This is a genomic window from Zhouia amylolytica (assembly GCF_900116365.1).
Classification (GTDB): Bacteria; Bacteroidota; Bacteroidia; order Flavobacteriales; family Flavobacteriaceae; genus Zhouia; species Zhouia amylolytica.
On sequence record NZ_FPAG01000009.1, the window covers coordinates 11,954 to 24,759 of the forward strand.

General features: G+C 38.6%; 11 protein-coding genes. 6 read left to right on the plus strand and 5 right to left on the minus strand.

Annotated elements, in window-relative coordinates; translation table 11 throughout:
* The first annotated feature begins 133 nt into the window (after positions 1–133).
* The 5 genes from BM361_RS14760 (at position 134) to BM361_RS14780 (ending at position 7,193) form a co-directional block, all read left to right on the plus strand.
* Entirely contained in the window at positions 134–1,219 is a 1,086-nt protein-coding gene (locus tag BM361_RS14760) for an efflux RND transporter periplasmic adaptor subunit (RefSeq protein WP_038266680.1), read from the plus strand.
* Positions 1,220–1,245: 26 nt separating this feature from the next.
* The gene (locus BM361_RS14765; protein WP_074979850.1) at positions 1,246–4,488 is read left to right on the plus strand and encodes an efflux RND transporter permease subunit; all 3,243 of its coding nucleotides are present in this window, start codon (positions 1,246–1,248) and stop codon (positions 4,486–4,488) included.
* Between the two features lie 7 nt (positions 4,489–4,495).
* A complete protein-coding gene (locus BM361_RS14770) occupies positions 4,496–5,926 on the plus strand; it encodes a TolC family protein (protein WP_074980017.1) in 1,431 nt (476 codons plus the stop codon).
* A 211-nt stretch (positions 5,927–6,137) separates the two neighbouring features.
* The gene (locus BM361_RS14775) at positions 6,138–6,662 is read left to right on the plus strand and encodes a hypothetical protein (protein ID WP_038266686.1); all 525 of its coding nucleotides are present in this window, start codon (positions 6,138–6,140) and stop codon (positions 6,660–6,662) included.
* A gap of 96 nt (positions 6,663–6,758) precedes the next feature.
* The gene (locus tag BM361_RS14780) at positions 6,759–7,193 is read left to right on the plus strand and encodes a hypothetical protein (RefSeq protein WP_074979851.1); all 435 of its coding nucleotides are present in this window, start codon (positions 6,759–6,761) and stop codon (positions 7,191–7,193) included.
* Positions 7,194–7,349: 156 nt separating this feature from the next.
* Here the strand turns inward: BM361_RS14780 and BM361_RS14785 are convergent, their stop codons facing one another.
* The 3 genes from BM361_RS14785 to BM361_RS14795 form a co-directional block, all read right to left on the minus strand.
* Positions 7,350–7,781 (minus strand): SRPBCC family protein, encoded by a 432-nt coding sequence (locus BM361_RS14785; protein WP_074979853.1) that lies wholly within the window; start codon positions 7,779–7,781, stop codon positions 7,350–7,352.
* Positions 7,782–8,070: 289 nt separating this feature from the next.
* Positions 8,071–9,915 carry a Xaa-Pro dipeptidyl-peptidase gene (locus BM361_RS14790; RefSeq protein ID WP_394364647.1) on the minus strand — a complete coding sequence of 615 codons (1,845 nt, stop codon included), beginning with the start codon at positions 9,913–9,915 and terminating at the stop codon, positions 8,071–8,073.
* A gap of 29 nt (positions 9,916–9,944) precedes the next feature.
* Entirely contained in the window at positions 9,945–11,045 is a 1,101-nt protein-coding gene (locus BM361_RS14795; protein WP_038266696.1) for a formylglycine-generating enzyme family protein, read from the minus strand.
* A 140-nt stretch (positions 11,046–11,185) separates the two neighbouring features.
* On the opposite strand from BM361_RS14795, the gene BM361_RS14800 reads away from it, so the two are divergent.
* Positions 11,186–11,377, plus strand: coding sequence for a hypothetical protein (locus BM361_RS14800; RefSeq protein WP_038266698.1), 192 nt, complete (start codon positions 11,186–11,188; stop codon positions 11,375–11,377).
* Between the two features lie 48 nt (positions 11,378–11,425).
* Here the strand turns inward: BM361_RS14800 and BM361_RS14805 are convergent, their stop codons facing one another.
* Positions 11,426–11,647 (minus strand): YtxH domain-containing protein, encoded by a 222-nt coding sequence (locus BM361_RS14805; RefSeq protein WP_038266701.1) that lies wholly within the window; start codon positions 11,645–11,647, stop codon positions 11,426–11,428.
* Between the two features lie 76 nt (positions 11,648–11,723).
* A complete protein-coding gene (gene fabD / locus BM361_RS14810; RefSeq protein ID WP_038266704.1) occupies positions 11,724–12,605 on the minus strand; it encodes an ACP S-malonyltransferase in 882 nt (293 codons plus the stop codon).
* Positions 12,606–12,806 lie beyond the last annotated feature (201 nt).

Here is a 12,806-nt window from a genome sequence, read left to right on the forward strand (position 1 = left end):
GACTTAACCGCTCATGCCTGTTGCTACATTTATATCTCTAAAATCCAGTATTAAACATATTGGGTTAAGGATTCTTTGTGCATTGCACTTCAATTACAATTAAATCAAATAACATTTTAAAACTAAGACTAAGATGAGGAAATCACTCATGTTATTAGCTATTGGTGCAGTTTTGTACCAAACCAGCTGTACATCAAAAAAAGAAGAAACCAAATCAGAAGAAGTCAAATTCGTGGTTTCAAACCCGGTGGTAAAGGATACTATAATTACAGAAAATTATGTAAGTCAGATTCAATCCATTCAACATATCGAACTAAGGGCTCAGGAACGGGGATATGTACAGAAAATTTATATTGACGAAGGACAACATGTGAAAAAAGGTCAACTTTTGTTTCAAATTATGCCTAACCTCTACAAGGCAGAAAAACAAAAGGCACAGGCGGAGGCTAACTTTGCTGAAATAGAATACAAAAACACCCAGATCCTTGCTGACAGTAATGTGGTAGCTGCAAACGAACTGGCCATGGCGAAAGCTGAATACCAAAAGGCTATGGCAAACCTTGCCTTAGCAGACACCCACCTGAAGTTTACGGAAATCAGGGCTCCTTTTGATGGCTTCATCGGCCGGTTCGAAGTACGACTGGGAAGTTATGTTGAAGAAGGAGAACTTCTTACCAGCCTTTCGGACAACAGCAAAATGTGGGTTTATTACAACGTGCCGGAGGCCGAATATTTAGATTATAAAACCAAAAGTACCGCAGACGAAAACACCAAGGTGGAACTCTTAATGGCCAACAACCAGACCTTTGACCATACGGGAGTCGTAGAAACCATTATTGCTGATTTTAATAACGAAACCGGAAACATCCCTTTCCGAGCCTCTTTCCCTAATCCGGAAGGTCTTTTAAGACATGGTGAAACCGGAAATGTGATTATGAAAATCCCTTTTAAAAATGCCCTGATCATTCCGCAAAAGGCAACTTTTGAAGTATTGGATAAAAAATATGTATTCGTAGTTAATGAGCAGGATCAAGTAATTCAAAAAGAGATTCAAATTAAAGCTGAATTACCTCATCTGTTTATCGTTGAAGACGGATTAACAGTGAATGACAAAATCTTACTGGAAGGTATCAGAATGGTAAAAAATGAAGAAAAGATTCACTATGAGCTTGAACAGGCTGACAAGGTACTGGCAAGCCTGGAAATGTACGCAGAGTAATCTAACACAACTAAAATTACATTATAATGTTTAGTAAATTTATTAAAAGACCGGTATTAGCCATTGTAATATCGGTGGTAATTGTTTTTACAGGTTTATTAGCCATAAAACAATTACCCATATCGCAATTTCCCCAAATTGCACCTACTACGGTAAACGTATTTATCGCCTACCCCGGAGCAAGTGCAGATGTATTGGTGAAATCTACTTTAATCCCTATTGAAACTTCAATTAACGGGGTGCAAGACATGAGGTATATCGCATCCGACGCCACCAGTGCGGGTGAAGGAACGCTCCGTATCATATTTGATCCGGGTACTGACCCTAATGACGCGGTTGTAAGGGTAAAAACACGAATTGACCAGGTAATGCCTCTACTTCCCGAATTAGTGCAAAGGGAGGGGGTTATCATCAAACCCGTACAACCCAGTATGTTAATGTATGTAAATCTTTTCAGCGATCATAAAAACAATGACGAAAAGTTTCTGTACAATTATGCTTACACCAAAATTATTCCCGAGATACAACGTATCAAAGGGATTGCCAGCGCTCAAATACTAGGTAGCCGTAAATACGCTATGAGGGTTTGGCTAAAGCCCGATCGAATGAGAGCCTACAATATATCTGCCGAGGAAGTATTGGAAGCTATGGATGAGCAAAGTATTATAGCCAGACCAGGACGTTTGGGAAGAAGCTCGGGTAAAAGAGCACAGTCTTTGGAATACGTTTTGGTATACCAGGGAAGATATAATGAAGCAGAAGATTATAAAAACATCATTCTTAAGGCGAATGAAGAGGGTGAAATACTAAAATTAAAAGATGTCGCTGATGTGGAACTGGGAAGTGAGTTTTTCGACATCTATTCGAATCTCGATGGTAAACCCTCAGCCTCTATTGTCTTAAAGCAAACCTTTGGTAGTAATGGTAATGATGTAATTGCCGCAGTTAAAGACAAATTAAAAGAAATCAAGGAAGATCTTCCTCCCGGAGTTGACTACAAAGTTGGATACGACGTATCAAACTTCTTAGACGCTTCCATCGACCAGGTATTGCACACCCTTAGGGATGCATTTATCCTGGTTGCCATTGTAGTATTTTTATTTTTAGGTGATTGGCGATCTACCATTATTCCAATCATTGCCGTTCCGGTATCATTGATCGGAACCTTCTTTGTAATGCAATTGTTCGGTCTTTCGATTAACCTGATTACTTTATTCGCCCTGGTATTAGCCATAGGTATTGTAGTTGATAACGCCATCGTAGTGGTGGAAGGTGTCCATGTAAAAATGGAAGAAGAGCACCTGTCTCCCTATAAAGCTTCGTATGCCGTTTTAGGTGAAATTGGAGGTGCTGTAGTAGCTATAACTCTGGTTATGGTATCTGTTTTTATCCCTATTTCATTTATGTCCGGACCCGTTGGAGTCTTTTATCGTCAGTTCTCCATTACCATGGCGGGAGCCATTATTATTTCAGCGATCGTAGCCCTCACGCTTACGCCGGTACTATGTGCCATGTTACTAAAAAACACGCATGGCAAGCCTAGAAAAAAATCGCCGGTTAACAGGTTTATCGATTGGTTCAATAATAAATTCGACAAATTAACCGGCCGCTATATTGGCGTATTAAAAATGATTGTAAACCGACGTGTAATTACGTTTGGTATGCTGATCGCCTTTTGTGTGGGTATCTTTTTAACCAACCAGGTATTGCCTGCAGGGTTTATTCCTAATGAAGATCAGGGAATGATCTATGCTATTATTCAAACACCTCCGGGCGCTACCCTGGAACGTACAAACGAAGTCGCAAAGAAACTACAAGCTATTTGCGAAGAAACAGAAGGCGTTGCTTCGGTTTCATCCCTTGCTGGATATGAAATCATGACCGAAGGTAGGGGGTCCAATGCAGGTACCTGTCTGATCAACCTTAAACCCTGGTCTGAACGAAAACATGGCGTTCATGAAATAATGGAAGAACTGGAAGAAGAGACCAAAGACCTAGGGGCTATTATAGAGTATTTCGAGCCGCCTGCCGTTCCGGGATTTGGTTCTTCCGGGGGATTTGCATTGCGCCTGTTAGACAAAACCAACGGCACTGATTTCCATGAGTTTGAAAAAATCAATAATAATTTCATGGATGCCCTCAGAGAACGAGAGGAACTTCGTGGATTATTTACCTTTTTTGCTGCTAATTATCCCCAATATGAATTAAAAATAGACAATAAAGCAGCTATGCAAAAAGGGGTTTCCATAGGGAAAGCCATGGAGAACTTAAATATCTTAATCGGTAGTACCTACGAGCAAGGCTTTATTAAATACGGAAGGTTTTTTAAAGTATATACCCAGGCTGCTCCCGAATATAGAGCGATGCCAAGCGATCTTGAAAAGCTTTACGTAAAAAATGATAAAGATGAAATGGTGCCTTATTCCTCATTCATGAAAATGGAAAAAAAGTTAGGTCCTAATGAGATTACCCGCTACAACCTCTACAACTCGGCAGCAATCCGAGGACTTCCGGCAGCAGGTTTTACCAGTGGTGATGCCATCAAAGCCATTCAGGAAGTTGCAGAAAAAAACCTTCCGAGAGGTTACGATATTGCATGGGAAGGTCTTTCCTATGATGAAGCCTCGAGAGGTAACGAGTCCATTTACATATTTGCCGTAGTATTGATCTTTGTATACCTGGTATTAGCTGCTCAATACGAAAGCTTCCTATTACCAATGGCCGTAATTCTATCTTTACCGGTGGGTGTATTTGGATCCTTTTTATTACTAAAACTTATGGGACTTGCCAATGATGTTTATGCGCAAATTGGGGTTATTATGCTGGTTGGTCTGCTCGGAAAAAATGCCGTGTTAATTGTTGAATTCGCAGTACAAAAACGAAGACAAGGTGCCTCCATTCTCGATGCTGCCATTGAGGGAGCTAAAGTGAGATTCAGACCAATTTTAATGACCTCATTCGCTTTCATTGCAGGATTAATTCCGTTGGTATTGGCTACCGGAGCCGGAGCGATTGGTAACAGAACCATTGGAGGCTCTGCTCTAGGAGGAATGCTTATAGGTACGGTATTAGGAGTTCTTATTATACCAGGACTGTATTTTGTGTTTGCAAAAATGGCTGATGGTAAGAGCCTTATTAAAGACGAAGTTACAGAACCAGTTTCTGAAGAATTTATGAGACTGAGCGAGCGAGAAAGCAAATTAGAAGCAAGGCTTCGTCGTATGAATAAGGTCTTGAAAAAATTAATGAAAAAATCTGATGACAAATAAAATCAACATGTTACACTTAAAAAGAATATCCTTTTTGGGGGTGCTCATTCTGACTGCTTTTTATTCTTGTGTCCCGACGCTGGAAACCGTAGATGAGGATAAAGCCGTACCTGAGCAATATCGAAACGAGCAGCAGGATACTGTGAATACTGCAGCGCTACAGTGGAATGAATATTTCAAGGATGAGCACTTAAAGAACCTGATAGATATAGCGCTTGAAAACAATCAGGAATTAAACATTATACTGCAGGAGGTTAAAATATCTAAAAGCGAGATCAAGGAGAAAAAAGGTGAATACCTCCCATTTATTGACTTCAAAGCCGGAGCGGGAGTTGATAAGGTTGCACGATATACCAGTCGCGGAGCAAGTGAAGCCACAACGGATATAAGGCCAGGTGAAGAAATGCCGGAACCCCTTCCGGATTATTTTGCCGGACTTCATGCTAAGTGGGAACTGGACATTTGGAAAAAGCTTCGCAACGCCAAAAAGGCAGCAGTATTGAGATACCTGGGATCTGTTGAAGGTAAAAACTTTATGGTCACTACACTTATCGCTGAAATTGCCAATTCGTATTATGAATTGTTAGCTCTGGATAATCAACTTGAGATTGTGAATCGCAATGTAGATATTCAAACCAATGCATTAAAAATAGTTAAGCTGCAGAAGAAAGCAGCTAAAGCTACCGAACTGGCAGTTCGTAAGTTTGAAGCGGAAGTACTAAATACCAGAAGTCTACAATATGCCATCCAACAAAAGATTGTTGAAACTGAAAATAAAATTAATTTTTTAGTTGGTCGTTATCCGCAAGCTATAGAAAGAGATGCTTCTGATTTCATGGATATGAAACCACATGGTATTGAATCTGGTATCCCGTCACAGTTATTACAAAACCGTCCTGATATTCGCGAAGCTGAATATGAACTTGCTGCTTCAAAGCTTGATGTTAAGGTTGCCAAAGCGAGGTTCTACCCTTCCTTTGACATTACCGTCGGACTCGGATTTCAGGCATTTGACACGGCTTACTTGTTGGAAACACCTGAATCATTGTTGTATAATCTCGCAGGAGACCTGACAGCTCCTCTTATTAACAGAAATGCTATTAAAGCGGCTTATATGAGTGCAAATGCGAAACAAATTCAGGCAGTGTATAACTATGAACAAACCATATTGAATGCGTATGTTGAAGTAGCCAATCAATTATCAAACATTGATAATTTAAAACAACAATACGATTTAAAAACCAAAGAGGTTGATGCGCTTAATGAGTCAATCAGAATTTCTAATGTTCTATTTAAATCGGCAAGAGCAGATTACATGGAGGTATTACTCACTCAACGTGATGCTCTGGAATCAAAATTTGAGCTGGTAGAGACTAAAATGCAGCAAATCACTGCTATGGTTAATGTCTATCAGGCCCTTGGTGGAGGCTGGAATTAACCTTTTTACCACACAGACAAGACACTGATTATCAATCGGTATGTCAACTCAAAACCCTGTACATGTACAGGGTTTTGTACTTTAATTCTATTTACTAAGTAATGCTATTTTTCATCGAGTAATTATGGAATTAAAAGGTATTCCGCTATTATTAAACATATAATGTTTTAAATTACTCATACTTACCCTCTTAACTAAATAAGCAGTTGGCATGCGTGCTATTATTTTTTTAATTACATGGTGTATTCCGATATTTTGTATCGCTCAAGACCTGAACGAACTCGACAAGAAAAACGGATTTCGAGGAATTGAATTAGGGAGTAAGATTCATAAATATGAATGCATGCAAACAATGACTCCTGAATATGCTACCAAAAATAACCTTTCTCCCGAATGGGATTACTACAACACCCTTTGCAATCACAAACTCATTATTGGGCAAACCATAGCGCATCTCTTATTCAAAACAGCAGACAATAAAATTTCTGAAATCGCTATCATCTCAAAAGCAGATCGAAATATCATAAAATCCTTAAGTGATTTGTATGGGGAGCCTACCTACTTCACCCCTAACCTCGATTTGTATTATTGGCGCAGTGAAAAAATAGAACTCCGGGTCTTTTTTGAAATTAACAAAATGACCATTAATTATAAAAGCTATGCATGGAGTCTTAAACGGGATGAGATTAAAGCTGAAAAAGAGTCCAAAAAGGCCAAAAAACAATTTATACCCTAATTGATATCTATTGGAATTATAAAAAAAAGTAACATACCTATTAGGGTAAACAAATAGTAAACTGTTCCTATAAAGAACCACAAACGCTATCTAACCATGCGATGCTTTTATAGAATAGTTTTTATAACAATTGGATTCATAAATTTTAGTGCCTTTGGGCAAGAGCCTGAGAAGGAAAACGAAGATCCTCTTTCATATTATGAAAAACGCGCCAGAGAGGATGCGGAATATGAGCAATCCCTGGCATCACAACATGTCGAAGACGAAGAACTTTTTTGGAAAGATCAAAAGGCGTACGAAAAGAATCTAAAAAAAAGAGACAAGAAAGCCTACAAAGCGTATATGAAAGGTAAGGAAGCCGCCTATAAGGAACATCAGGATTCTTGTGACTCAAGTTGCCACCATAGCCATTATTACCATCACTATACCAGCTTTTACTATTATGAAGAGCGCAGGCCTTACCGAAGTCCTTACAGAAATGCAAATATTCGACTCAGAATGTCCTCATTAAATGTAGGAGTTGGTTTTTAAAAAATTCATCTCCTCATACACGTAAAATTCCAACCGGAAATAGAGCTTAAAAATGGACGCTGATCCATTATAAAAATACTAATCCCCAACCTCATTAAACGGGTATGTCTTTAATTTAAATAATTAAAGCTATCCGTTTTTTGTTTTTTGATGGTATCATTTGCCCTCCAAATGCACCCGTAACAGGTTACCTATTAACTCAGTCCATCCGGCTTCAAAGTTCGCACTGGCAAAATCAGGATTATGCTGATCAAAAGTTTCTAAACCTTCATGGGTAAGTTTCAAACGAGTCTTCCGGGCCTCTTTAAACAATTCGAAGGTTACCAATGAAGTTCCTACATACCCTTTATATTTCCAGCTGTATTGCAGTTTTTTTTCTGGAACTACTTCTGTGATCTCGCAAAGATGGATATACTTTTCACCGGTTGCTCCTTGCCCGATAAAACTAAATTGAAAACCCTTCTGAAGCTTGAATTTCTCAAGATCAAAATACCATAATTTCATTTGACTTTTATCGCTTATGGCAGCCCAAACTTGAGAAATTGACGCATTATACTCTTGTTCAACACTAAAAATCTTCCTTCCCATAATATAATTTATAGATTAGTTAACGTGTTTTACAAGCTACATAATATTGAGATACTATATTTATTTCTGGTGTATAATTCAAAAAAAAATAGGCCGAAGCCTATTTTTTATTTACCCCAAATCACTATAAAATAAGTAATCAACCAACTTAACTCTTACCATGTGACACTATAAATGTAAGATTTTTTTTATAATTTAAGTTGCTTAATATGTTAAAAAATGATTTATTGACTTAATTTTAACATTCAATACCCTTCTTAACATAGTGATCTATTTCTATGATAACTTATTATTTCAACGCTTTTTTAAGCTGTTCCGTTCCTCCAACTACAGGTAAGGTAAGCTGAGTTCCTTCAAGATCAATTGTAAGTTCAGTTCCCGGTTGAGGCCAAAGTGTATACTCTCTGTCTGATGAAAATATCATTAAACCTAATTGTTGCCCCTTAGGAATTACCTGATCATCTGGTTGCAACTTAAAGGTTACCTCATAAAACTTACCGGGTTTTAATGGGATACTCTTTTTTATTGATTTATAATTTTGAGGGTCGGCCCAACCTCTTGTAATAATATTATCGGTAATTTTTGTATTTCTCCCTTCATTCCAAGGCAAAGAAACTAACCATACCGATAAATTGGCAGCTGGTTTACTACTGGCCATTTTAACAGTAATTTCCGGGATTCCTGAAATATGAATATCTTCCTTCAGAGGTTCTGAAACATAAAGCAATCTATGATCTGAATACTCCGCTTTTGCCAGGGTGCTACCATCAAAAGAGTAATTATCAACCAGGGGTTCCTTTTTACCTGAGCTTTGCTTATCTATACCTAAACCTCCATGTCCTGGTGCACCAGGAGACAAGCTTAAGGTAACAGGAGCAGCATCAGGGTTTGGATATGCCTCATATGGAGTGGGTTTTTGACGATCATCACGCTCCCTTACAATCCAGGCCTCAGGTCCGTTTTCGATACCATTGTCTTTACCATGTAAGTATTTAGTGAACCATTTATTCATCATAGAAAATGGAGGGGGACCACCATGTCCGTTTTGGTGATAGTATATCTTTACAGGCAATCCTTTATCTTTTGCCGCCTTAAAGATTCGATAACTATGTTCTGGCATAACATTCCAATCATTAAAGCCATGCGACATAAATAAGGCCGCTTTAAACGGCTTCATTTCGTTCAAGTAGTCTCTTCCTTCCCAAAACTTATTATAATCGCCTGTAACCCTATCTTGGCCATTCTTCATCTCTGTATCACGAACTGTCTTATTGCCATAGGCGCGCTTAGACTCGTCTCCACTATGAATAAAATCGTATAATACATCGATATCCTCTCCCAGATATCCCCCTGGAGATCTCACTAAACCATTCGATCTGTAGTAATGATAATAAGAAGTATTAGGTGCTACAGGAATAATTGCTTCCAATCCGTCTACTCCTGTTGTAGCAGCAGCAATTGGCAAAGTACCATTATAAGAAGTACCTGTCATACCTACTTTACCGGTAGACCAATAGGCCTCTACTTTTTCATCGCCATAAGGTGTTTTATAGCCATCTGCCCTTCCGTTCAACCAGTCAATTACCGCTTTTGGCGCCAAAGACTCATTATCTCCTCCAACTGTAGGCGACCCTTGAGAAAGGCCAGTTCCTGGTGAAGAAGAATGTACTACAACATAACCTCTGGGTACCCAAAGATCAATCTGTGTACTTGATATAATCGGACGCTCTCCACGTCGCTGAACTTCCGGATGCTCATGAGGTTTAGGCGTTGCACCTAGTTCTTGTTTGACATCCCAAAAATACTTTTTATCGTTCGATGCCACTCCGGCAAAATACGGGCTCGTTATATAAACAACCGGTAACTTTAGCCCTTCGGTTTCCGTTTGAGGAGGTCTTGTTACATCGACATGCATTCTGTCTAATTTACCATCGCCATCGGTATCAAATTCTGTTTCTACCCATAAATCCTCTCTAATCCAGGTTTCCGGGTTATTAAATGCATCAACTACCTGAGCTTCCCCATCCTTAAATACAGGCTGAGCAGTTGCAGTTTTTCCTTTCTGTGCATAACCACTGAATACGGCAACAAATAAAAAAAACCGGACAAAGGTTTTAATATTCCATTTCATCATTTATATAAAAGTTTAAAGTTGATATTATTTTATTTAAGCATTTCAGGGGTCGCAACAGTTCTGAACCCTAAATGTTCCATCCCGGAATCTTCAGTGCTAGCCATTCGGGCACTGTTTCTATAACTTGCGCAATAAGATTCATTACATAAAAAAGATCCTCCTTTGATAACCTTTTCCTTTGCGTATGGATTTCTGGGGTTAAAAGGCTGGTCTGCTCCTTTAGGATTTTTCACTTCCCCTGCAACAATAAGTTCTTTGTAATAATTTACATTATACCAGTCCTGTGTCCACTCCCAAACATTCCCGGCCATATCGTAAAGACCAAAGGCATTTGGTGAGAAGCTTTGCACTGGTGCAAGTCTGTCAAAACCATCCTCTTCCGTGTTTGTTTTTGGAAACTCTCCTTGCCAGGTATTGGCGGCTGATTTTAGTTTTTCATCGTCCTTACCCCAACTAAACTTACTATTTAACTTGCCTCCTTTAGCGGCGTACTCCCATTCCGATTCCGTAGGTAAGCGGCGTCCGGCCCATTTACAATAGGCCAAAGCGTCTTCATAGGCAATATGAACAACGGGGTAATTATCTTTTCCTTCTATAGAACTTCCAGGTCCTCTCGGATGACGCCAATCCGCCCCAACTTTCCATTCCCACCACTGGTAAAAATCGTCGAGATTGGTTACAGTATATGTTGTCCCTTTAAACAATAAAGAGCCCGGTTGTAATATAGAATCATGAGGTTTAGGTGTGCCGGGGGGCACTTGCTTTTTCATCTCCTCCCAATCAATTTTTCTTTCGGCAACGGTTACATAACCAGTGGCCTCCACGAACTTCTTAAACTGAGCATTGGTTACTTCGGTAATATCGATAAAAAAACCATCTACGCTAACCGGATGTGCAGGCTTTTCATGTTGAAGAGCCAGGTTGTCATTATCGTATGCTCCCTGGGTAAATGAACCACCCGGAATCCACACCATTCCTTCAGGCGTTTCAGGCTTCGATTTTTCATTATCAACAGCCTTATTTACAGCGGAATTTTCAACAACATTTTCATCATTATTTGCTTTTTTACCTTTACAAGCTATGAACGTCAAAAGTAAAAATGTAAGAAATACCTTATTCATTATTTTCATTTAAAATGTTATTTAGCGCCAAAATAGTCAAAATGTATCAACTATCGTTACTGATATGATAATTATGTCCTAAATTCTTGACTTGTAAGATTTTTATGGTTATATTCTGCTCTCATTATGTTTAATTAAACACCGGATCAATGAAATTGATAGATGTAAAACGCAGGACAAGATTAGAAAAAAGGTACACCAAAAAAATGGGAAACTTTACCACCCGGGTGACCTATATCAAAAAGCACATTTTGGGGTTTCCGGTTAAAACATTACATAAGTATCGAGAAACCTATTACGGTAAAGTAAAAGACTGCGAAGATTGCATTTTAGCAAAATAAAAAAAGAGCCTCGAAAGGCTCTTTTTTTATTTGATTAGGTTGTGAATATTAGTTGTTATCCACTTCTTCTTTAATTTCTTCGATAGTATCTTCTACCTCATCTGCTGCTTCTTCTACTTTATCACCAACTTCATCAGCTGCTTCTTCAATAGCGTCACCAGCATCTTCGATTGCCTCTTCTACCTTTTCTTTATTTGATTTTTCTTTACAGCTAACGGTTACTACTGAAAGTCCCATTAACAATACTAATCCTAATACAATCTTTTTCATAAAATATTCTTTAAGTTAATTTCATATTTCTACTATATATACGGCCTTTACTAAAAAAAAGTTTATGAAGTAAGAATTAAAGTTGTGCAGAGGCAACTTCTGCGCTTCTATCAATCTTTTTTACAAGTCCCTGAAGCACCTTTCCAGGACCAACTTCTGTAAATAAGCTTGCTCCATCTGCAATCATATTTTGTACACTTTGGGTCCATTTAACCGGTGCGGTTAACTGAGCTATTAAATTTTCCTTTATTTGGTTTGGATCTGTTACCGCAGTAGTCGTGACATTTTGATATATCGGACAATCCGGTTGCTTAAAACTGGTAGCCTCAATTGCAGCGGCTAACTCTTCTCTTGCAGGCTCCATTAGTGGAGAGTGAAATGCACCACCTACGGGTAGCACTAATGCTCTCTTAGCTCCAGCCTCTTTCATTTTTTCACAAGCAATGTTAATCGCTTCCACCGCTCCTGAAATCACCAATTGCCCCGGGCAATTATAGTTAGCAGGAACTACAATTCCATCTACGCTTGCACAAACCTCTTCAACAACCTCATCGGCCAGTCCTAAAACAGCTGCCATGGTACTAGGGCTAAGCTCACAAGCCTTTTGCATTGCTAAAGCTCTTTGCGAAACTAATTTTAAGGCATCCTCAAAACTTAAAGTCCCGTTCGCTACCAATGCAGAAAATTCACCTAAAGAATGCCCTGCTACCATATCAGGCTTAAAAGTTTCTCCTAAGACCTTACTTAAAATTACTGAATGTAAAAAAATGGCCGGTTGAGTAACTTTGGTCTGCTTCAAATCCTCCGCAGTACCTTCGAACATTATATCTGTGATCGAAAACCCTAAGATATCATTGGCTTTATCGAACAATTCCTTTGCAAGTTCTGATTGTTGATACAGATCTTGACCCATTCCAACAAACTGGGCACCCTGACCCGGAAATACATATGCTTTCATAATCTAAAAATTATACATTTAACACCCCTCAAACAACAGGCATGCTTTTATTTTTTTAATTCAATATTAAACGCAAAAATAATATTAATAAATAAAAGAACTATTTGAATAGCTCTAAACTTAACAATTGTAACCATTCAGGCTCTCAACAAAGCATTTTATCAAATTCATAATTACTGGTAGGTAATTTTATTAATTAAT